Genomic DNA, 23168 nt, shown 5'->3' on the forward strand with positions numbered 1-23168 from the left:
ATCTTTTAAACGTTATTTTTAGTATGAAACATATTAAGCTTGCCCTGGTTTTTGTCGCAATGATTGGAATTGGTTACCATCCGGCTTTTTCCCAAGGCCTGCCAGATCCCACTTTACCGGCAAATGAAGTTAAAATCAATATTGTCAATACCATTGTTGTCGGATCTCTTGAATTGGGATATGAGCGTTTTCTGGACCAAAATCAATCTCTGGGCCTGGAATTGATGTTTATGGACAGGTTTTCCTATGTTTCCGATAGCGGAGAAGGTAGGGATTTTAAGGCTACCAGTGTTATGCTTTCCTATAATTACTATTTTGTCACGGCTTCCGATCCATCAGGGTTTTATGTGTTGCCTTTTTTAAAATACCGTAACGGTACCTTTTCAGAAACCCTGGAAAACGATCAGGTTATGGAAACCGACCTGAACAGTTTTATGATCGGATTTGGAGCGGGCTACAAATGGGTACACAATGATAAATTTGCGCTTGGGCCTTATGTTAATATCGCCAGGGGTTTTAATAATGAGGTGAGCGACCGTTTTGATCCCGTTGAATTCAATGCAGGTTTTAGTATAGGCTTTAGGTTTTAATTATCTGTTTAATATCTATTGAAATTCAGGGCTTTACCTTGTTTTATTAAGAATTTTGCTTAACTTTTTCTTGTATTATTGATTATCCTTTCGGTTCATGGAGTGTTGTTGCATGCACAGATGAACCAGGGGACAGGCTTCAATTTTTCTTTTTTATGAAGTTCAATGAATTTCCGTTTGTCAGGTACACGGTATTCTTTGTTTCAGGGGTGCTGCTGTATCCCCATTTGGGTCCGCTGGAGCCCTCACCTTTTTTCATATACCTGTTGCTTTCGTGGGCGGTTTTTACGGTTTTGTCGGCAGCATACCGCCCAGCCTTCAGGAAGCCTTATTATTTTGTGATGCCTGTTTTGGCTTACGCCAGCTTGTTTTTAGCAGGTATATGGGTGGCGGCGATCAATGACGTAAACAATGACCCGCAACACCTCTTTCATCAGGAAGACATATCAGGCTACCTTGCCGAGGTAAAGGAGCTGGATCAGCAAAAGGCAAGGAGCATTGGCAATTTGCTGGAAGTCTCCGCCATAGAAACCACTACAGGCTGGAAGGGCGCGAATGGCAAAATACAGGTCTACCATCGCTCAGACAAGGCCTTGGAACCGGGAACTGTCCTGTTGGTTTCAGGTGCTCCGCAAAGGATTTCCCCGCCAAAAAATCCGGAAACATTCGATTATGCCGCTTTCATGGCAGGAAAGCAGATTTACTTTAGTCATTTCATTGACACTGCTTTTATTGTATTGGGCAAGGAGGAATTGTCTGTCTGGTATGGGGGGATTTTGAAATTGCGGCAATACCTGGAGTTAAAAATCGCCGAATATGTGCAGGATGAGGCAGCCGTTCAGATAGCCAAAGCCTTGCTTTTGGGACAAAAGGCAGACCTGGATGAGGAGATAGGGGAGGCTTATGCCACAGCCGGCGCCATGCATATACTTGCTGTTTCGGGCTTACATGTGGGCATTATATACGGGTTTTTCTTTCTCTTTTTTAAGCCTCATCAGATGAGGGGTTACAAAAGGGCGGTATTTCTGGCTATGGTAGTGGTCCTTATCTGGTTTTATGCTGCCATTACCGGCTTGTCTCCATCCGTTCTGCGCGCTGCCACCATGTTTACCTTTATTTCCATGGCCCAAATCAAGTCGAGGAACCCTTCCATCTTCAACCCTTTAGCGCTTTCTGCCTTGGTTTTGCTGGTTTACGATCCCTTTTTGGTTTATGCTGTTGGTTTTCAATTGAGTTACACAGCATTGTTGGGAATACTTCTTTTTCAACCCATGATCGCAAAACTCTGGTATCCGGAAGAGAAATGGCTCAACTATCTCTGGGACATCATCACGGTAGGGATAGCCGCACAATTGGCTACTTTTCCACTCGCCATTCATTATTTCAATGTTTTCCCTACCTATTTCATGTTGTCCAATTTACTGGCTATCCCGGGAGCATTTGTGATCATGTCATTGGGCATTCCTTTTTTATTGTTTTCCGCTTTTCCCTTATTGGCCACTGGTATGGGCTATCTGCTTGATGTTGCCCTGCAGTTGCTGAATGCGGGCATATTCAGCCTGCAACATTTGCCTTTTGCCAAAATTGACCAGATATATTTCCAGCTACCCGAAATGATATTGATCTGGGCATTTTTATTTTTTGTTTATTTGCTGGTTGAGACAAGAAAGAAACCTGTCCTTATCCTTGTTTTCGTAACTTTATTTTTGCTTTCAGGGTTTAGGGTTTACAAAACCTTCCTGAAAATCAATCAAAATTACCTGGTGATTTACCGGCTGGAAGGTGGTATGGCTCTGGATTATACCTATCGTGGCAATTTATACAGCATGGCCTGGCAGGTTAAACCTGATGAATTCAACTATGAAATCCTCCCCCATAGGATCAAGGTTACCGGTACATCGGGTAAATTTTTGGTAGTCAGGGATAAAGGGAGCTTGCTTTACCTTGAATTGCCCTGTGGAAGGAGACTCACATTGGATAAGGATAGCCGCTTGCCTACGGATGGAAGGGAATTGGAAATGCATCTGTGGGAAGCCGGCAACTGGCAGGTTTTTGATCCCACCGATATGCCAACTGCCTTGCCCCAGGCTGCTATAAAAATAAGTTTTAACAATAGGCGGCCTTTCTTGTGATTCGCAGATAAGCGGATTAATTTGGTGAAAATTTAAACGCAAAAGAAAAATCCCTTTATTCTTTATCCGGGTATGGATCAATTGAAGACATTGGCAATAGCTACGCTGAAAAAGCATTTCGGCTACCAGGATTTCAGGCCTTTGCAGGAGGAGATCGTGCTCTCCGCTGCCACAGGGCTGGATACCCTGGCCTTGATGCCTACCGGTGGGGGAAAATCCATTTGTTTTCAGGTGCCTGCGTTGATGAATCCGGGGATTTGCCTTGTCATTAGCCCGCTGATAGCGCTGATGAAAGACCAGGTGGATCAATTGCGGAAAAGAGGGATCAAGGCAATGGCCATTCATTCAGGGATGAGAAAACGGGAAATCGATACCCTGCTGGACAATTGTGTCTATGGAGACTATAAATTTCTTTATGTATCGCCAGAGCGCCTGAAAACAGAAATATTTATTGAGCGGTTCAAAAAGATGGATGTCAATTTGATTGCGGTAGATGAGGCACATTGTATTTCCCAGTGGGGCTACGACTTCCGGCCTGCTTATCTGGAGATAGTGAAAATCAGGGAACTGGCCCCACATGTACCTGTTATTGCCCTGACCGCTTCTGCTACCTTAGCCGTGAGAAAGGACATTTTAGAAAAACTCCACCTGAGCAATCCCCGGGTTTTTGTCCAGTCATTTGCGCGATCCAATTTATCCTATGTGGTGCGCTGGGCAGAAAACAAGGTGGAGCAGGCATTTTCAATTTTGCAGAAAGTCCCGGGAAGTGCCATTGTTTACCTCAGGAGCCGGAAAGGAACCAAGGAGACCGCACAATACTTGCAAAAACTGGGGATTTCAGCCACTTACTACCATGCCGGACTAGAGCAGAACCTTCGAAACCAACGGCAAATGGATTGGATACAGGGCAAAACCCGCGTGATGGTGGCCACCAATGCATTTGGTATGGGGATAGACAAACCTGATGTCAGGGTAGTCTTACACCTTGATTTACCTGAAAATCTGGAGAACTATTACCAGGAGGCAGGAAGGGCCGGTAGAGATGGGATCAAGGCTTATGCAGTTTTGATCGCAAGGGAGCAGGATTGTCTGGGCTTAACGGAAATGGCGGAAAATGCCTATCCTCCTGAGGAATTGATCAAGCGGGTGTACCAATGCCTGGCCAATTATTACCGCATAGCTGTGGGAAGTGCCCAAATGAGTAGCTTTGATTTCGATTTTCCGGATTTTGTTGACACCTATGCTTTAGATGTCAAATTGGCTTACAATGCGATTAAAGTATTGCAGGAGGAAGGCTTGCTCCTGTTTTCTGAAAGTGTTTTCCTGCCTTCATCCCTGCATTTTCTGGTTTCTCAGACTAAAATATATGAGGCCCAAATTGCCTATGCCACTCTGGACCCTTTGATCAAGCTGCTGCTCAGGCTTTATGGGGGAGAATTGTTTGTCAATTATATCCGCATTCAGGAGAACAAAATCGCTCAACTGATGCAAATCTCAGAAAAAGAAGTAGGCAAAATGTTGCTAAAATTAGAGGATCTGGGTCTGGCGGCCTATTCCGGTAAAAAGGACAAGCCTCAGGTGACATTTTTAACGCCCAGGCTGGATGCGGGCTCCCTTCCTCTGGACAAAAAAAGGATTGCCCTTAGAAGGACAAGAGCCAGGGAGAAAGCAGCGCAAATGATTGCCTATGTCAAAAATAATAAAATTTGCCGAACTGCTGTTATTTTGGATTATTTTGAGGAAAAGAATGATTTTACCTGCGGTATTTGTGATACCTGTATCCAAAAGAAGAAAGAAAAGGAAGCTGAAGCAATCAATAAAAGAATAGGAGAAAAAATACTTAAAACTTTAGCGGAGGGAGAAGCGTTTTCTTTAGAGGAATTAATACAACTTGCAGGAGAAAGGCTAAGTGAGCACACGGTAGGCTTGATCAGGGAGATGGAAGATGAAGGCTTAATTGCCACCGGGGAAAATGGTAAAATCAGAATTAAATGAAATTTATTGATGATTTGTTGGGAGGTCTTTTTCCCGGAAAAAATAGTAAGTTAGCCATCAGGGAAAATTTCACCATTTCCAGGGAGGAAGAGGACAAGGCCTTGGGCTGGGCAAATTCACCCCAGGGAAAAGCAACATTAAAAAGTATATATGATAATTATCATTTGAAAAAGGCCGGTGTCAACAAAGCACCGGAGGTGCATGTGTTGCAGTCACCTTATGCCAACGGCTTTGCGGTGAGTTTCCAGGCACCCTTGACAAATGTTGATTTTTCCAGGTTATTTATTGCACTGGGGCAGGGAATCCTGGGATTGGGGTACAGGAAGGTTAGCCTGGATCGGAAAATAGAGGAAATACATGATCTTGTAAGGGTTACGGAGAAGTACTATTTTAAACCTCCCTTATCCGTAACAGATCCTGAAAATAAAATTGATCAATTGTTTGGTAACATTAGTTTGGAAAAAATTTACCTGAACAATAAGCCCAATTTCCTGAAAGTGTTGGTAACAGTTTATGCTGACAGGTTGTACTTCAAACCAGCACCTTTCGAGCAGTTTATGGATCAATTATTCAAAGCAGACTAAATATATGGATAGTATACTTCTAAGAAATTTTATCGGGAATTACAGGACTCCTTTTGAAGAAGAAAAAGCGATGATACCTGATTTTTTAGCACTTCTGGATGATCCCATGGCTTTTAGCAGGGATCGAAAAGAGGGGCATTTTACGGCATCAGCATGGATTGTGAATAAAAGGCGAACACATACCTTACTCACCCTGCACCGTAAATTGCAAAAATGGTTACAATTGGGCGGCCATGCAGATGGGAATGAAAATCTCCTGGAAGTGGCCATGGATGAAGCCAGGGAAGAAAGTGGACTGACCTCCCTGCGGCTGGTAGACCGTTTCATTTTTGATCTGGACAGACACATTATACCCGCCAATGCCAAAGATCCCCAACACATTCATTATGATGTCAGGTTTTTGATAGAGGCAGAAATGGATGAACCCCTGGTCATCAGTCCGGAGAGCAAAGACCTGGCCTGGGTGGGTTTTGACATGACGGCCGAATTGGTCGGTTATGAGGGTTCCATTTTAAGGATGTTGGAAAAAACCAGCAGGTCAGAAATTCTATTGTAGACCTTACGATCGCTTTTGGTTTTTGTGCCGGATTTATAGGGATGCTACACCCGTTAATTCTTATCTTTGCAAAAAAAATCAAAATGCACAAACCCCTTTTCAATATTTTCGCTTTTTTATTACTACTTAGCGCTTGTCAACCGTCTGCTGAAGATTTATTTGATGCCGGAGTAGCTGCTTTGGAGAGACAGGAGTACCAGCAAGCCATTGAGTATTTTGACCGGGTGGTACAGAAAGAGGGGGACTATCCCGATGCCTATAACGCCAGGGGTGTGGCCTTTTTTGAATTGGAAAAATGGGACGAAGCCATAGCTTCCTTCAGCAAATCCATAGCATTGGACAGCACCAATTATAAACCTTATTTTAACCGTGGAAATGCCCTGATGGAAAAGGAGGCCTTTAAAGAGGCTTTGTATGACTATAACATGGCAAATGGCCTGGATTTTAATCAGCCGGATATTTATTACAACAGGGGCCTGGCCTTATTGGGATTGGAAATGTACGATGATGCATTGGTGGATTTTGACATGGCCCTGAAGGGTAACCCAGAGGATACCCGGGTGCTTTTTAACAAATCAAAAGCCTTATTGGGAAACAATGACCCGCTTACGGCCATCGCCACTTTAAATGAAGTGGTCAGGCTGGATCAACGGAACGCATCTGCCTATTACCTGCTTGGAGTGACTGAAATGAGTGCTTTGGGAAACAAAGAAGCGGGATGTACCCAGCTAAAGATGGCCCTTTCTCTGGGCTATACGCAGGCCAAAGAATGGATTGACGAATTCTGTGAGGAATAATGGCAGAGATAGGAAAAGACATAGAAAAAGCCGCTTCCCTGTTATCTTCCGGGAAATTGGTAGCCATACCCACAGAAACGGTATATGGACTTGCGGGGAATGCGCTGGATGAAAATGCGGTCCTTGCCATATTTAAAACCAAGAAAAGGCCCAGTTTTGACCCTTTGATCATACATCTTGGTGACATTGAAATGGTAAAGGAATATGTAAGGGAAATTCCTGAGGAATTAGCGCTACTGGCCGAAAAGTTCTGGCCTGGTCCCTTGACATTGTTATTACCGAAAAAGAAAGTTATTTCTGATTTGGTCACCAGTGGTTTAGATACCGTAGGCGTAAGGGTTCCCAGGCATCCATTGACCAGGAACCTATTGCAAACCCTGAATTTTCCCCTGGCAGCACCCAGTGCGAACCCATTTGGCTATATCAGCCCTACAGCAGCCATTCATGTTCAGGACCAGTTGGGTAAAAAAGTGCCTTATATTTTAGATGGAGGAACCTGCGAGGTGGGACTGGAAAGCACTATTGTGGGAATGGAGCAGGGACAGGTAATCATTTACCGGCTTGGCGGAATTTCTGTCAATCACATTGAATCGGTCGTTGGGAAAGTGTTGATTTTACCTCAGTCCAGCAGTAACCCCAAATCACCAGGTATGTTGAAGAGCCATTATGCTCCCAGAAAACCAATGGTCCTTGGAAATCTGGACGAATTAATGATCAAGCATCGACAGAAAGGAACTGTTTTTGCAGTCCTTACTTTTAACCGGTCAATACCGGAGGTGCCCGCTGACTTGCAGTTTGAATTGAGCCCTGAGGGAGACTACGATGAGGCTGCAAGAAACCTGTTTTTAGCCATGAGAGCATTGGATAATTCCAAAGCGGAAATTATTCTGGCGGAAGAGCTTCCGGAAATTAATTTGGGAAAAGCCATAAATGATCGGTTGAGACGGGCTTCTGCCAAATAAAATGCTTATTTTTGAATGAGTTTTAAACCTACAACGTATGAATAAAAGAATTAAGATTGTGGATAATGTTGATTTTAAGGGAAAAAAAGCCCTGGTTAGGGTGGATTTTAATGTACCCCTGGACGATAATTTCAATGTTACAGACGATACCCGGATTGTTTCGGCTCTACCTACCATCAAAAAAATCCTAAAGGACGGAGGTGCCGTCATTCTAATGTCCCACTTGGGAAGGCCAAAATCAGGTCCTGAAGATAAGTTTTCCCTGCGGCACATCATTACGGAGCTGAATAAGCAATTGGAGTTATCCGTGCAGTTTGCCAAAGATTGCATAGGTCGTGAAGCCAGCCAGTTGGCTACCAGTTTAAATCCAGGTGAAGTTCTGCTTTTGGAAAATCTCAGGTTTTATAAGGAAGAAGAAAAAGGAGATAAGGAATTTGCCGGAAAATTGGCCAAATTGGGAGACATTTACGTCAATGATGCTTTTGGGACTGCCCACAGGGCGCATGCCTCTACTGCGGTGGTGGCTGAATTTTTTAACGATAAAGTTGCCGGATACCTGATGAACGCCGAGTTGAAAAATGCCGAGAAGGTTTTGGGAGAACCGGAAAGGCCTTTTACCGCCATCATGGGAGGTGCTAAAATTTCCGACAAGATACTTCTGATAGACAAATTATTAGATAAGGTAGATAACCTGATCATTGGGGGTGGTATGTCTTATACTTTCGCCAAAGCACAGGGAGGAAACATTGGTGATTCCCTGCTGGAGGCAGATAAAATGGAATTGGCCTTGCAGTTGTTAGAAAAGGCAAAACAAAAAAATGTCAATCTCTATTTACCCGAGGATTCAGTTACTTCAAAGGCTTTTGCCAATGATGCAGAACAAGGTACTGCCCGAAAAGGGGAAATTCCTGATGGCTGGATGGGATTGGACATAGGACCTGAAAGCAGAAAGAAATTCGCTGAAGTAATCCTTTCCTCTAAAACCGTCTTATGGAATGGTCCGATGGGTGTATTTGAAATGAGTAGTTTCGAAAAAGGTACCAAATCCATAGCTGAGGCAGTTGTTTCCGCTACGGAAAAAGGAGCTTTTACACTGATTGGAGGGGGAGATTCTGCCGCTGCAGTCAATAAGTTCGGATTTGGAGAAAGGGTATCTTTCGTTTCTACCGGTGGAGGAGCCTTACTCGAACTCATGGAGGGCAAAGTCCTGCCAGGAGTTAAGGCGCTTGAGCCATAGTAATACCTATACAGAGGCTGCTTGAAATCAAAAGTGTGGACTTTCTTCCTTTGGATGCATTTTCTTTGTGATAGTTTTCCAGTTTGGCAGATTCATACTAGGATTTGAAGCAGCCTTTGATTGACTTTTTGGATTTGTGTAGACAAGATTTTGGGAAGGTCAGCGTTTTTGCTATAAATGGTAATGCATTAATCCTGATTAAACCTATCTAAGTTTGTCAGATTCCATTGAATTTAGCGTTAATTGCTTTTATGTCCATATCCATTCAGCAGCTTTCCAAAAGTTTCGGTCACCAGCAGGTTTTGAAAGGAATTAGTTTTCAAGCCAATCCGGGTCAGGTGCTGGGATTTTTAGGCCCCAATGGGGCAGGGAAATCTACTACTATGAAAATTCTTACCGGCTACCTCACAGCCGATGGGGGAGAGGTTTTGGTAAATGGTATTGCCGTGGATAAGCATCCAAAAACGGCCAGCAAATTGATGGGTTATCTTCCGGAACACAATCCTTTGTACCCTGAAATGTACATTTCAGAATTTCTTTCTTTTATGGGGGGATTGTACCAGATGGATGGCAAATTGCTTAAGGGAAGGATACAATTGGTGATGGAGCAATGCGGGTTGACGGCGGAACGGAACAAAAAAATCGGCTTGCTGTCAAAGGGGTATAAACAAAGGGTAGGCCTGGCCAAAAGTTTGTTACATGATCCTGAAATCATCATTTTGGATGAGCCTACATCTGGTCTTGATCCCAATCAGCTGGTTGAAATAAGACAGTTGATCAAACATGTAAGCGTCAATAAAACGTTGATTCTCAGTACGCATATCATGCAGGAAGTTGAAGCGCTTTGCGACAAAGTGGTGATCATTCATAAAGGTAAAATTGTAGCCCAGGACCTCTTGAAGCAGCTCAAATCCGGCCAGGAGGATTTTCATCTTATTCTGGAAACAGAAGAACCGGTGCAGAAGTCCTGGTTGGAAGGAATGGCTTACAGTCATTTTGTCCACACCAACCCCTGCAGGATTGAATTTTCCTGTGAGGACCCAAAAAGATTAAGGCAAGAGCTGTTGGTGTTGATCCGGGACAAGCAATTAAATTTAGTCAGTATCAGACAAGAGGAAAAGAACCTGGAGTCGGTATTTTACAGATTAACCCAAAATTAAGGTATGTTGAGCCTTTTCTTTAAAGAAGTAAATGCATTTTTCAGCAACCTTGCCGCTTACCTGATTACCAGTATTTTTTTGGTTGCCCTGGGACTGATTGTCTGGGTTTTTCAAGGTACCAGTGTACTCGATTACGGATATGCCGATCTGGATCCATTGTTCAGCTATACACCCTTTGTTTTTGTTTTCCTGATTCCCGCGATCACCATGAGGATGGTGGCAGAGGAAAAAAGATCCGGGACCTGGGAACTGCTCAAAACATCTCCCCTGAGAAGCCATCACATCGTACTGGCCAAGTATTTTGCCTCCCTGGTGTTGCTATTTTTTACCCTTTTGCCTACTTTGATTTACTATCTGAGCATCGTGCAGCTGGGCGACCCGGTTGGAAATATTGATAGTGCTGGTTTTTTTGGTGCGTACATAGGCTTATTACTTTTGGGGGCTTTATTTGCAGCCATTGGTTTGTTCAGTTCATCTCTCACTTCCAATCAAATAGTGGCATTCGTCATTGCTGTATTTATTTGTTTTCTACTCTATGGAGGCCTGGGAGCACTGGCTGCACTGACCACGGGCGAATGGGCTGTATTTCTGGAAGGTATGGGGATCAGCTTTCATTACGGACAAATGGGTAGAGGGGTCATCGTATCAGAAAACCTGTTTTATTTTTTTGGGATGATCCTGACCTGGCTGGTATTTACATGGATTTTGATCGGGAGACATGACTAAAAATAGCAAAAATATGCTTCTCGGGCTGTTGGCCATCCTGCTCATTTGGGTTCTGGTTCTGGGCTTGAGTGAATGGTGGAAATTCAGACTGGATCTTACTGAAGAAGGGCGGTTTACTATCGGCAAGGCTACGAAGGAAGTATTGGCAAATATGGATAGTCCCCTGGAGGTAGAGGTGCTGCTCAATGGCGATTTACCTCCGGGAATGATGCGTTTTCAAAAGGGAATAGTAGAGACCCTGAAGATCTTTCGCGCCTATAGCAATGAGGATATCAATATAAAATACAATGACCCTTTGCAAATGGATAAGGCATCCAGAGATGATTACATTCAGATGCTTGCTGCTTATGGGATAAATCCAACCAATCTTTACAGCACACAAAATGGAGCACAAACCACTAAATTGATTTTTCCGGGCATCATGTTGAGAAGCCAGGACTATGAATTGGGCGTATTGTTACTGAAAGGAGAGATGGGAATGGGGCCGGATGAAATCCTCAATTTATCCATAGAGAACCTTGAATTCGAAATCAGCCAGGCGATAAAAAGGCTTTATACCCGTAACAAAAAGGCGGTAGGTGTGATCATCGGGCAAGGTGAAATGGGTGAGGATGAAGGTTTTGGCATGGTGGAGGCACTGAATGAAGATTATGAGGTATACAAGGTACCTTTTGACCAGGCCGAATCGGTAGAGGACCTTTTGGCCTTTGAGGCTTTACTGGTGGCAGGGCCCAGGGAAGCTTATGGGGAGCGAGAAAAATACCTTTTAGATCAGTACCTGATGTACGGAGGAAACCTGTTGTTTTTTGTTGATCAGATGGTCGTTAATCTTGAGGAAGCAGGAGGAGACGGTACGGTAGCCATGCCTTTCGATACAGGACTTGATGATTTACTGTTTCGTTATGGTGTACGGATCAACCGGGACCTTATACAGGATCTCAATTTTGGTTACCACCCGGTAGTGGCAGGTGAATTTGGAGATCAGGCTCAGATCATTTCTTTACCCTGGCCTTTTTACATACAGGCGGGTAAAATGGCCGATCACCCGATTACCAAAGGTTTGGATCAGGTACAGTTTCGCTTTGCGAGTACCCTGGATACAGTAAAGGCGGATGGGGTAAGCAAAACTCCCTTGATATTCAGCAGTGAATACAGCAAAAAACAGAGTGCCCCTGTCAGGGTGGCCTTTGAAGACATGTCAACCGAACCCGATGTGAACTCTTTTACCGCGGGAAGCCTTCCCCTGGTTTACCTTTTGGAAGGTAACTTCACTTCCTTTTTCAAAAACAGGTTTGTGCCAGAGGAATTTGATGAAGGGGCATTTATTGCAGAGGGTAATCAGGGCAGGGTATTGGTAGCTGGTGATGCGGATATTGTAAAAAGCTGGATAGACCCCCGGGAAAAAAGTCCAGTCCCCTTAGGTGCGAATCCTTACTCGGAAAATGTAATGGCCAACAGGGAATTTTTGCAGCATGCCGTAAACTACCTGGTGGATCCGGATGGAATAATGGCGGCCAAAAGGAAGGATTTTCAAATCAGACCTTTGAATAAGGTGAAAATAAAACAGCAAAAAACGCTATGGCAATCCATCAATATCTTTTTCCCTGTAGCAATGATCTTATTTTTGGGTTATCTGCAATATGTTTTCAGAAAAAGGAAATATGAAAAGGGGTGAACAGGGAGAATTGGCCCAATCAGGTTAATTTTATACCATCAATTCAATTCCTGATGAGGCCTTTTATGATTTTATTTATAACTTTACCCTGTTAAATCCATTGGATGAATGAGTGGAATCAAATAAAGCGAAACCGAGAGGCTAATGGTTCCTGATATCATCATTTTTGTGGTGCTCATAACAAACAGTGATTTATATTTGACCTACTTATAAAAGATTATACATATGAAATTTATTGTTTCTTCTTCATCACTTCTGAAGCACCTGTCATCCATCAACGGAGTAGTGACTACCAATCCGGTAGTGCCGATTTTGGAAAATTTTCTTTTTGAAATTAAAGACAGTAAACTCACCGTTACAGCTTCAGATTTGCAGACTTCTATGATGACTGAGATAGAAGTGGAGGCGAAAGAAGACGGAAATATTGCGGTTCCTGCCAGGATTTTGATTGAAACCTTAAAGAACCTACCTGAGCAACCGGTGACTTTTAGCATAGACAAGGAAACCTACAGCGTAGAAATCAGTTCGGATAATGGCCGATACAAGTTGTCAGGTGAAAACGCCACTGATTTCCCCAGGATTCCTGGTGTTACCAATGCTTCTTCTGTGGAAATGTCCACTGAAATCCTGAGCAATGCCATTGCCAATACCATATTTGCGACAAGTAACGATGAACTCAGACCGGCAATGACCGGGGTTTACATCAATCTAAGTGAAACCAATACTACTTTTGTGGCGACGGACGGACACCGGCTGATCAGGTACAGGAGAGTGGATATTGCCTCCCCAGAAGCCACTAGTATTATTGTACCCAGAAAGGCCTTGAACTTATTGAAGACCACCCTTCCTTCAGAGAATGTGCCGGTTACTGTAGAATTTAACAACAGCAATGCCTACTTCAAATTCAATCATATTAAAATGATCTGTAGGTTGATCGATGAACGGTTTCCTGATTATGAAAATGTCATCCCACAGGACAACAATAATGACATGGTTATCAACAGGCAGGAATTTTTGGGCTCACTCAGGAGAATAGCCATCTATGCCAACAAGACCACCCATCAGGTCAGGCTCAAGCTTACTGGTAGCGAACTTCAGGTATCTGCCGAAGACCTGGACTTTTCCAATGAAGCCAATGAAAGGCTGTCCTGTGAACATGAGGGAGAGGATATTGAAATTGGCTTCAATGCCAAATTCCTGGTTGAAATGCTCAATAATATTTCTGCCAAAGAAGTGACGCTTAAATTCAGTGCTCCGAACAGGGCGGGTTTGATCTTGCCATCCGATATGAGTGAGAATGAGGATATTCTGATGCTGGTCATGCCGGTAATGTTGAGTAATTATGTTTAGGGGGCAAAAATAATCCAGGCACAAAAAAACCGGTTTTGCCGGTTTTTTTGTGCCTGGATTTTACTTGATAACCTGAATTCGGTTTGCTTACTTTTTTACAACTTCCACATTTGTAAACCAAATGATCTTTTCCCCATTTTCCAAATGATGATCTTGTGCAATTTTAATGTTGCCAAAATCAGCTACGTTTTCCCAGGTAAAGGCCCTGCCCTCGGGGCCGTCTCCTCTCCGGAATACCCACTCTTTGATCATGTGGTTTTCATCGATATAAATGTCATAAGCATCCCCGGGGGTATACCCGTCTGAATCGTTGTAGCGGATAATGATTTTTGTGGTAGGATCAGCATTAATGGGTGATCGCTGATTTTCAATGATTTCAGCTTCATAACCTTCATCCCAGCCCAGATGAAAAGGAAAAAGCAGCCAATATTTGTCGTTGATGAATTTCTGGTCCACACTTTCAACGGCTTTAGTTTTGTTGGCAATCAAATAGGTGGCAGTGGTGTCAGGTCCTGAATAGGATACTTCACCATTTTCCAAATCCCATGCCCAATCCCTAACCAGCACAGTGGCACTGTCTCTTCGGACATTCCAGGTATAGGAAATGGATTTGACTTCATCCAAATGATCAAAGCCATAAGCTTTGGCCACTTTCATTGGAAGACTATCCTCAGATTCTTTGGTTTCCGGAGAACAGGAGCTTATTAAAATCAACAGAAAGCCTAAGAAAACAAATGAATTTTTCATAATGAGTTTGTTTAGTGGTAGTTTTTTCAATTTAAACATTTATCTCTAATTAAGCGGCTTAATGGTGAGATATCTTACTTTGGGCGTGTCCATTGGTACTTTTTGCCAGGGATGGCTTTGACAAAACCCAAAAATTCCAAGTTTAATAATTTGACAGCCAACTGGGGAATGGGGATATTCAGGTCCCTGCTCAACCAGTCAATTTCGGCTTCTGTTTTTTCATACAAGCGTTCCAGTACTTTTAGTTCCATCGGATCCAGATCTGAAGTGTCCGTAAGCGTTGGAGCCGGTGTGGCAGCATCGTTTTCCTTATCCCAGGAAAGGGATTCCACAATTTCGCCAGGCCCCATATAGATACCAGCTTTCATGCTTCTGATAAGATTATTACAACCCTCACTGTATTGGGATTGTAAGTTTCCAGGAACTGCAAAAACTTCTCTGTTGTAACTGTAGGCAATTTCGGCGGTAATTAAAGCGCCTCCTTTTCTGGCTGCCTCCACCACGATAAGGGCATCGGACAAGCCTGCGATAATGCGGTTTCTTTGGGGAAAATTACTGGGGTTTAAAGCAGCTCCCATTTTAAATTCACTTATCAGTCCCCCGTTTTCTTTCATTTGTTCGGCAGTTTTTTTGTGGGCTGCGGGATAAATGGTATTAACATCAGTGCCAAGTATGGCAATGGTTGGGATTTTGTTTGAAATGGCTGCCCGGTGCGCCTCTATGTCAATACCATAAGCCAGCCCACTGATGACAGTGGGCTGAAACCTGGCAAGTTCTTCAGTGATTTTTTGGGTAATGCTCCTTCCATAGGTGGTGGCATTTCTGGTGCCAACGATGCCTACGGTCCTTTTTGGATTAGGGTTTAAGTTTCCTTTTGAGAAAAGAAAAGGAGGGGCATCAGGAACAGACTTCAACCTTCCCGGGTAATTGGCCTCCAGATAGCAGTGAATCTCAATACCTTGTTTATCAGCGGCATCAATTAAGTTTGAAGCTTCTTTCAAATAGGCATCTTTTCCTTTTCTGTAAGCCAAAAGCTTGGGTCCAATGCCGGGTATTTTCATTGCTTTACCCTGGGACAGATTGAAGAAACCCTCAGCGGATCCGCAATAATTAATGATGGTTTTGAATATATTCGGCCCTAAGTTTGGAAATAGACTGAGCGCCAGATTGTGCAATAACTTATTGTTCTCCTTGCTTGGCATCCAGATTATCCCTGATTTCCGTCAAAAAGCTTCTGATTTCATGTAACCTTTGAATCATGGAGGCAGTATCCTGGATTTTATGCAGGTCCTTTTTAATGATTTCCTGTGCACCGGCAAGGGTATACCCCTTTTCTTTTACCAGGTGGTAGATCAGCTGGATTTTATCCAGGTCTTCCCTGGTAAATCTTCGGTTTCCTTTTTTATCCTTTTTGGGCTTGATGATATCAAATTCACCCTCCCAATACCGGATCAATGAAGTAGCAACTTTAAACTTTTCTGCAACTTCACCGATAGAATAATATTTCTTTTCTATTTCCTTTTCTTTGTATGGCAATGGATTGGTCTTTTTTTCAATCAAAAATAAAAAAATAATCCGTTAAATGTAATACCTGATCTTTATATAACCTGAGTTCAATCTAATTTCAGGGAAAATCTTTAATTTTTAACCATGAAAAGGATTAAGCCCTGTGAATCCATGACAAGAAGAAACTGGTTCCTATTTTCTGCTTCCAATAACCAACAAAGGAGCTAAATGTGACGATCAGGGCAATTTATTCGTCATTCCCAGCCATACATAATTCAGGTCTTCAAATTAGGCGCAATAGGTCATCGTTTCGGGAAGAACGAAAAAGCCTTCACTCATCAAGTGAGGGAAGGCTTTTCAAAATCAGCTATACCTGTAAACTGCTTAAGAAAGAGATTGATTCTCCCTGGAGGCAAGCTCAAGTATTTTATCAAATTCACTAGGTTCCAGGTCTTTAAAGAAATAATTGACCGGGTTGACATATTTGTTGTCTTTTATTACCTCATAATGAACGTGCGGGGCAGTAGAGGACCCTGTATTCCCAACGGTTCCGATCTTGTCACCCCTTTTGATTTTATCACCTACCCTAACGTTAAAATCATTCATGTGGGCATATCTGGTATTGAAGCCAAATCCATGGTCAATAATAATGGATTTGCCGTAACCTCCAAATTCGGTACGCACTTGCTTGACCACTCCATCACCGGTAGCGTAAATGGGTGTTCCTTTTGGAGCAGAAAAGTCAACCCCGGTGTGCATTTTTCTTACTTTTAATATGGGGTGTAGCCTGATGCCATATCCGGATGCCAATCTGTTTAATTCTTCATTGTGAATGGGCTGTATAGCCGGAATGGAAGCCCAATATTCCTCCTTGTTCATGGCCGTTTCAGACAGTTCATTGTAGGATTCCCATTGGATAAAAAGCTGTCTTTTGAGGGTTTCCACTTTACTGGAAACTGAAATGATCATTTTCTCCTGGTTGAGCCCTTTTTCTTTGATTTCCCGGAATCTGTCTGAACCTCCGAAACCGGCTTTTCTTACCGAGTTGGGGATCGGTTCAGATTCAAAGATAACCCTGTACAAATTGTCATCTCTTTCCTGAAGATCTGCCATCATGGTGTTCAGTTGCCCCACCTCTTGCTCCAAAAGCTCGTAGTATAGTTTCAGTTCTCTGTTTTCTTTCTTCAGCATTAATTCTTTGGGGCTGTCAAAATAATAATGAAAAACCAAAAGGATACCAACCGCCAAAATGGAGGAAAGCGATAAAAAACCTAAAACGTTAAGGGTTACATCCCATTTACTCCTGACATACCTTTCATACTTGCAGGTCTTGGGATCGTAATAATATTTTATTCTACTCATTTAACAAATAGTACGTTAAAACTCTTAATTTTGTATTCTGAAAAACCCGGGTGATCGTTTTACATCCTGAAAGCCATTCATTTGGGTGTTTGGGCACAAAGGTAATCCAAAAATATCAAATATTCCAACTTATCAAGTTTAAGCTAAATAAACATGAATTCCAAACAAATAAGAAGCCAATTTATTGAATTTTTTCAATCAAAAAAGCATCAATTTGTTCCCTCATCCCCAATCGTTGTCAAGAATGATCCTACATTGATGTTTACCAATGCAGGTATGAATCAATTTAAAGATTTTTTCCTGGGAAATGACATTCCGGATAACTTGCGTGTAACTAACAGTCAAAAGTGCCTTAGGGTTTCGGGAAAACACAATGATTTGGAGGAAGTGGGGGTAGACACCTACCACCATACCATGTTTGAAATGCTTGGAAACTGGTCATTTGGGGACTATTTTAAAAAAGAGGCCATACACTGGGCCTGGGAATTGTTGACGGATGTGTATCAATTACCCACTGAGCGCATGTATGTCACAGTTTTTGGCGGGGATAGTGAGGATGGTTTGGATGAAGACAAGGAAGCTTTTTCCATTTGGCAAAGCCTGATTGAAAAGGAGCGGATATTGTATGGGTCCAAAAAAGATAATTTCTGGGAGATGGGTGAATCCGGCCCTTGCGGCCCTTGTTCTGAAATTCATATCGATATGCGTGAGCAAGAGGAAATCGACAGGATTCCCGGTAGGGAGTTGGTAAATGCTGACCATCCCCAGGTGATAGAAATATGGAATTTGGTGTTTATCCAATTCAATAGATTTGCCGACAAACGTTTAAAAGAACTACCTGCCAGGCATGTGGATACCGGCATGGGGCTGGAACGCCTGGTAAGGGTGATTCAGCAGAAGAAGTCTAACTATGACACCGACCTTTTCGCTCCCTTCATAGGGAAAATTGAATCACTTTCGGGTTTTTCTTACGGGCAGTCCGAAAAAACCGACATTGCCTTCAGGGTGGTTGTGGATCATATCCGTGCTATCGCATTCACCATCGCAGACGGGCAGTTGCCTTCCAACAATAAGGCAGGATATGTGATCAGGAGAATTCTTCGCAGGGCGGTCAGGTATGGATACACGTTTTTGGAACTTAAATCCCCATTCCTATACCATTTGGTGCCGATATTATCAGATAATTTCGGAGAATTTTTCCCAGAAGTAAAAGAACAAGCCGATTTCATAGGAAAGGTTATCCATGAAGAAGAACAGGCCTTCCTCAGAACCCTGGATAAGGGATTGAAGAACCTGGAAAATATCCAGGAATCCATGAAAGCAAAAAATGAGCAAGTCATCCCGGGGGAAGTGGCTTTTGAACTGTATGACACCTATGGTTTCCCACTGGACCTTACTTCGCTTATTGCCAGAGAAAATGGCCTAAGTGTAGATGAGAAGGGGTTTATGGCCTCCATGAAAGTACAAAAGGCCCGCTCCCGTTCAGCTGCCACATTGGAAACCGGGGATTGGGTAATGGTGAATGAGGAAGATACATCGGTTTTTGTCGGGTATGATGCCTTAAGCACGCATGCTAAAATCATAAAATTCCGGAAAATAAAAGAGAAAAAGGAGAGCAGTTTTCAGTTGGTTTTGACAGAAACGCCCTTTTATGCAGAAAGCGGAGGACAGGTAGGAGATACCGGCATCCTGTCGAATGGAAACGAAACGATCCGGGTATTGGATACCAGAAAAGAAAATGACCTGATCGTACACAAGGTGGACAAATTGCCGGAGTTTACCGAAAGTGAATTTTTCTGTCAGGTGGATGCCAATAAAAGAAAGTGGACCAAAAACAATCATTCAGCCACCCATTTGTTACAGTCTGCTTTAAAACAGGTATTGGGACAACATGTGCAACAGAAAGGGTCTCTGGTCAATGAAAAACTACTCAGGTTTGATTTTTCCCATTTTGCCAAAATGACTGCGGAAGAGCTGGATCAGGTAGAATGTATTGTTAATGAAAAGATCAGAGAAAATATTTCTTTGGATGAACGGCGGAATGTGCCAATTGCTCAGGCAAAAGCCATGGGTGCTACTGCCCTTTTTGGGGAAAAATATGGGGACCATGTGCGGGTTATCGCTTTTGATCCTTCTTTTTCCATTGAATTGTGTGGAGGAACCCACGCGCAAGCAACTGGTGAAATCGGTTACTTTAAAATTGTATCTGAAACATCTATTGCTGCTGGCGTACGCCGAATTGAAGCTTTAACGGGCCATAGGGCAGAAGAATATGTCAATCGCCAATTTCAATTGATACAGGATTTACAGGAAGTAATGAAAAGCCCGAAGGATTTGGTAGGGGCCATACAAAGTTTGATTGACGAGCGGGCCAATTTAAGGAGGGAAATAGAGGGGCTTCAACTGAAGGAGACAGAACAAATCAAACAAAGTTTAAAAAATCAGGCAAAATCCTTGAACGGTTACCAATTAATCCTTGGTTTGATTAAATTGCCTCATGCAGAGTCTCTGAAAAAATTGTCCTTTGAATTGAAAAATGAGATGGATAGTCTGGTGGCCGTTTTAGCGGCAGATATCGGCGGAAAACCTCAGGTTGCCGTTGTGATCAGTGATTCTCTGGTAAACGAAAGAGGACTGAATGCTGGACAAATGGTCAAAGAATTGGCTAAAGAAATTAAAGGCGGGGGAGGTGGCCAGCCCTTTTTTGCCACAGCAGGAGGTAAAGACTCCTCTGGATTACCCAATTTGCTAAACAAAGCTGAACTTATACTTCAGTTGTCAACTAAATGATTTTTCGGCATCCAGATTTGGTTTTAGGTGAAATCTCCGCCAATTTTGGAACGATTAATGTAATGATTGAAAAATGATTGAAGAGAAGTCTATTTCCCAGGTGGAAGAAGAAACCAAAATGAAATACGAGTTGGTCATTGGGCTGGAAGTGCATGCACAATTGCTCACCAAAAGCAAAATGTATACTTCTGATTCTACAACTTTTGGCAATATGCCCAACACCAATATATCTGTGATCACTCTAGGTCATCCGGGTACTTTGCCAAAAGTAAATAAAAGGGCGGTAGAATATGCCATTAAGATGGGCCTTGCCTGTGATTCTTCCATAACAAGGAGAAACGTATTTGCCAGAAAAAACTACTTTTACCCTGATCTACCCAAGGGTTATCAACTGACACAGGACAAAAACCCTATTTGTGTAGGAGGTCATGTGCCTATTGTGTTGTCCAGCGGTGAAAAGAAAAACATTGCACTTACCCGAATCCACATGGAGGAGGATGCCGGTAAATCGATCCACCTGGCAGGAGAAGTAGATACGCTGGTTGACTTTAATCGGGCAGGAGTACCCTTGATAGAAATTGTCACTGAACCGGACATGCGGTCTTCGGAAGAAGCATACAATGTGTTGACGGAGATCAAAAAAATTGTCAAATACCTGGGGATATGTGACGGAAACATGGAAGAAGGGTCTTTGAGATGTGATGCCAACGTGTCTGTAAGACTTCGGGGAGATGAAGTTCTGGGAAAGAAAGTAGAAGTAAAAAACATGAATTCTTTCCGAAATGTAGCCAGAGCCATCGAACATGAATATGACAGGCAGGTACGGCTTTTGGAAAATGGGAAGGAGATCGTTTCAGAGACGAGAACCTTTGATGCCACTACGGGCAATACCGGCAGTATGCGTACCAAAGAGGACCTCAATGACTACAGGTATTTTCCAGAACCGGATTTAAGTCCTGTGGTTATTTCCGAAGAGTGGTTGACCTCCATAAAAGATGAAATGCCCATTTTGCCAAGGGAGCTTTTTGCTAAATTCGTCAAAAAATATGGCTTGCCTGAGTATGATGCCGGGGTGCTGACTGATCAAAAGGAAATAGCCTTGTGGTTTGAGGAATTGTGCCACCATACAGAAAACTATAAAAGTGCATCCAATTGGTTGATGGGGCCGATCAAATCATACCTCAATGAACTGACCCTGGGCATTGAAGATTTTCCACTTGGCCCAAAACAAATGGCTTCCCTGATAGCCTTGATAGATGCTGGAAAGGTAAGTTATACTGTGGCATCACAGAAGATATACCCCCAGATGCTAAAACACCCTGAACAATCTCCTCTGGAAATTGCCCAGAAGTTGAATTTGATTCAGGAAAGCGATGAAGGGACCATAAGACCCGTTATTGAATCAGTACTGGCCGAAAACGAGTCAAAGGTTCAGGAATACAAATCTGGGAAAAAGGGGCTTATGGGAATGTTTATGGGTGAAGTAATGAAAAAATCTAAAGGAAAGGCCGATCCCAAGGTTGCCAGTAAAATTTTATCTGAATTATTGAACCGATAAATATGAAGAATTCTATTCAAGCAGTGCTTTCCATCGGATTGGTTGCACTATTGATTTTCTCCTGCGGAGAAAAAGAGGAGCAGGTATTCGATGGAAAAATATCCATTTCCGGAGAATTTGAGAATGCCCCTGGTGGACAGCTCTTGATTTCTGAATACAACAATGACAGGATCGAAGTTTTGGATACGATTGATAGGAACAGTGATGGGGGATTTTCTTATGAATTGAGCCTGGATACTCCTAATTTTTACGAGCTTGATCTTTTTGGAGAAAAGACGGTTCGTTTGGCACTTTATGATGAGGATGTCCAGATCAAGTATGATTTTCAATCTGAAGAACTGGAAATTTCCGGATCAAAGGATAGTCAGCTGATGCAGAAGATCGATGAACTTACTGCTCAATATCAGGAAGAGGGTAATGCCTTAAATACTGAGTTTTATGATGCCATGGCAGAGAAGAATCAGGAAAAAATCCAGTCTATTCAGGAGAAGGCAATGGAATTGGAGTTAGACCATGCAGAGCGGATAAAGGGAGCCATAGCAGAAATGGAGGGAAGTTTTGCCGCTTTGGCCGGGCTGGGTATGCTTAATCCCAGGACTGATTTTAACTACCTTGATAGTGTAGTTGTAGAGTTGGGCAATAAATACCCGGACATGAAACTGATCAATTCCTGGAAACAGGAATTGGAAGAATTGCGGGCCTTGTCCATAGGGCAACCAGCCCCGGAAATCTCCTTACCCAATCCCCAGGGAGAAACGGTTAATTTGTCAGATTTGAGGGGAAAATATGTTCTGGTTGATTTTTGGGCCGGTTGGTGTAAACCCTGTAGAGACGAAAACCCCAATGTGGTACGTCTGTATAACAAATACAAGGATGAAGGTTTTGAAGTATTTGGGGTTTCTCTGGACCGGACGAGGGAAATGTGGGTGAAAGCCATAGAGGAAGATGGATTGGAGTGGACTCAGGTATCTGATCTTAAATATTTTAATTCGGAGGCTGCTGCCACCTATCAGATCAATGCCATACCAGCTACTTATATGATAGATCCTGAAGGGAATATTCTGGCGAAAGACCTTAGAGGTAAGTCACTGGAACGAAAATTGGAAGAATTATTCGATTAAAGATTACATTGAATAATTCGCCAGGACATATCAAAAATGAATATTCTATAAAGTTAAAGCAAATTCAGAAAATGCTGTTTCAATTGTGCGTTTCAAGGAATTTTTCACTATAATTGATCATGTTTGTAGTAAAAATTCCTGAAATGGATCATCGGAAATAGCAATTACTCAAATCTATATAATTGTCACCCATTGAAAACTTTGCCAAATAAAAATTTAATTCCTTAAAAAAGTTAGTACTAATATTTTCATTCTTTAATGTAAAATCTAAAGAAAAATAGGGTGAAAAGACCTCACTTAATATACATTTTGATTTTGCA

19 protein-coding genes are annotated in these 23168 nt (G+C 42.7%); 15 read left to right on the top strand and 4 right to left on the bottom strand.

Annotation, left to right across the window (positions count from 1 at the left end; all coding sequences use genetic code 11):
• The first annotated feature begins 23 nt into the window (after positions 1-23).
• From G9Q97_RS02420 to dnaN, 12 genes are all read left to right on the top strand, one after another.
• Complete coding sequence (locus tag G9Q97_RS02420) at positions 24-590, top strand: DUF3575 domain-containing protein (RefSeq protein ID WP_166142766.1); 567 nt, start codon at positions 24-26, stop codon at positions 588-590.
• Between the two features lie 155 nt (positions 591-745).
• The gene (locus G9Q97_RS02425) at positions 746-2722 is read left to right on the top strand and encodes a ComEC/Rec2 family competence protein (RefSeq protein WP_166142768.1); all 1977 of its coding nucleotides are present in this window, start codon (positions 746-748) and stop codon (positions 2720-2722) included.
• A 72-nt stretch (positions 2723-2794) separates the two neighbouring features.
• Positions 2795-4717 carry a RecQ family ATP-dependent DNA helicase gene (locus tag G9Q97_RS02430; RefSeq protein ID WP_166142770.1) on the top strand — a complete coding sequence of 641 codons (1923 nt, stop codon included), beginning with the start codon at positions 2795-2797 and terminating at the stop codon, positions 4715-4717.
• Complete coding sequence (locus G9Q97_RS02435; RefSeq protein ID WP_166142772.1) at positions 4714-5301, top strand: hypothetical protein; 588 nt, start codon at positions 4714-4716, stop codon at positions 5299-5301. Before G9Q97_RS02430 ends, G9Q97_RS02435 begins: the two co-directional genes overlap by 4 nt.
• Positions 5302-5305: 4 nt before the next feature.
• The gene (locus G9Q97_RS02440) at positions 5306-5857 is read left to right on the top strand and encodes an NUDIX hydrolase (protein WP_166142774.1); all 552 of its coding nucleotides are present in this window, start codon (positions 5306-5308) and stop codon (positions 5855-5857) included.
• Between the two features lie 83 nt (positions 5858-5940).
• A complete protein-coding gene (locus G9Q97_RS02445; RefSeq protein ID WP_166142776.1) occupies positions 5941-6654 on the top strand; it encodes a tetratricopeptide repeat protein in 714 nt (237 codons plus the stop codon).
• A complete protein-coding gene (locus tag G9Q97_RS02450) occupies positions 6654-7616 on the top strand; it encodes an L-threonylcarbamoyladenylate synthase (RefSeq protein WP_166142778.1) in 963 nt (320 codons plus the stop codon). The genes G9Q97_RS02445 and G9Q97_RS02450 overlap by 1 nt, the downstream gene beginning before the upstream one ends.
• A 37-nt stretch (positions 7617-7653) precedes the next feature.
• On the top strand, positions 7654-8853 hold the full coding sequence (locus G9Q97_RS02455) for a phosphoglycerate kinase (RefSeq protein WP_166142780.1): 1200 nt from the start codon (positions 7654-7656) through the stop codon (positions 8851-8853).
• Between the two features lie 251 nt (positions 8854-9104).
• Positions 9105-10013, top strand: a complete 909-nt coding sequence (gldA, locus tag G9Q97_RS02460) for a gliding motility-associated ABC transporter ATP-binding subunit GldA (RefSeq protein ID WP_166142782.1) — start codon at positions 9105-9107, stop codon at positions 10011-10013.
• Positions 10014-10016: 3 nt separating this feature from the next.
• Positions 10017-10739: a gliding motility-associated ABC transporter permease subunit GldF gene (gldF, locus tag G9Q97_RS02465; RefSeq protein WP_166142784.1), complete on the top strand. Its 723-nt coding sequence runs from the start codon at positions 10017-10019 to the stop codon at positions 10737-10739.
• A 13-nt stretch (positions 10740-10752) separates the two neighbouring features.
• Positions 10753-12414, top strand: a complete 1662-nt coding sequence (gldG, locus tag G9Q97_RS02470; protein ID WP_246255334.1) for a gliding motility-associated ABC transporter substrate-binding protein GldG — start codon at positions 10753-10755, stop codon at positions 12412-12414.
• Between the two features lie 225 nt (positions 12415-12639).
• Positions 12640-13764: a DNA polymerase III subunit beta gene (gene dnaN / locus G9Q97_RS02475; RefSeq protein ID WP_166142787.1), complete on the top strand. Its 1125-nt coding sequence runs from the start codon at positions 12640-12642 to the stop codon at positions 13762-13764.
• Between the two features lie 87 nt (positions 13765-13851).
• On the opposite strand, the gene G9Q97_RS02480 is transcribed toward dnaN, so the two are convergent.
• The 4 genes from G9Q97_RS02480 to G9Q97_RS02495 form a co-directional block, all read right to left on the bottom strand.
• Positions 13852-14511: a hypothetical protein gene (locus tag G9Q97_RS02480; RefSeq protein ID WP_166142789.1), complete on the bottom strand. Its 660-nt coding sequence runs from the start codon at positions 14509-14511 to the stop codon at positions 13852-13854.
• A gap of 74 nt (positions 14512-14585) precedes the next feature.
• Complete coding sequence (dprA, locus tag G9Q97_RS02485) at positions 14586-15572, bottom strand: DNA-processing protein DprA (protein ID WP_317168712.1); 987 nt, start codon at positions 15570-15572, stop codon at positions 14586-14588.
• A 118-nt stretch (positions 15573-15690) separates the two neighbouring features.
• Positions 15691-16047, bottom strand: coding sequence for a MerR family transcriptional regulator (locus tag G9Q97_RS02490; protein WP_166142793.1), 357 nt, complete (start codon positions 16045-16047; stop codon positions 15691-15693).
• Between the two features lie 354 nt (positions 16048-16401).
• A complete protein-coding gene (locus G9Q97_RS02495) occupies positions 16402-17379 on the bottom strand; it encodes a M23 family metallopeptidase (protein ID WP_166142795.1) in 978 nt (325 codons plus the stop codon).
• Positions 17380-17532: 153 nt separating this feature from the next.
• Between G9Q97_RS02495 and alaS the strand changes: the two genes are divergently transcribed.
• The 3 genes from alaS (at position 17533) to G9Q97_RS02510 (ending at position 22848) form a co-directional block, all read left to right on the top strand.
• Positions 17533-20169, top strand: coding sequence for an alanine--tRNA ligase (gene alaS / locus G9Q97_RS02500; protein ID WP_166142797.1), 2637 nt, complete (start codon positions 17533-17535; stop codon positions 20167-20169).
• A 73-nt stretch (positions 20170-20242) separates the two neighbouring features.
• A complete protein-coding gene (gatB, locus tag G9Q97_RS02505) occupies positions 20243-21727 on the top strand; it encodes an Asp-tRNA(Asn)/Glu-tRNA(Gln) amidotransferase subunit GatB (protein ID WP_187357701.1) in 1485 nt (494 codons plus the stop codon).
• Positions 21728-21729: 2 nt separating this feature from the next.
• The gene (locus G9Q97_RS02510; RefSeq protein ID WP_166142799.1) at positions 21730-22848 is read left to right on the top strand and encodes a TlpA disulfide reductase family protein; all 1119 of its coding nucleotides are present in this window, start codon (positions 21730-21732) and stop codon (positions 22846-22848) included.
• Positions 22849-23168 lie beyond the last annotated feature (320 nt).

Origin of the sequence: Cyclobacterium plantarum (assembly GCF_011290685.1) — a bacterium.
GTDB classification, from domain to species: Bacteria; Bacteroidota; Bacteroidia; order Cytophagales; family Cyclobacteriaceae; genus Cyclobacterium; species Cyclobacterium plantarum.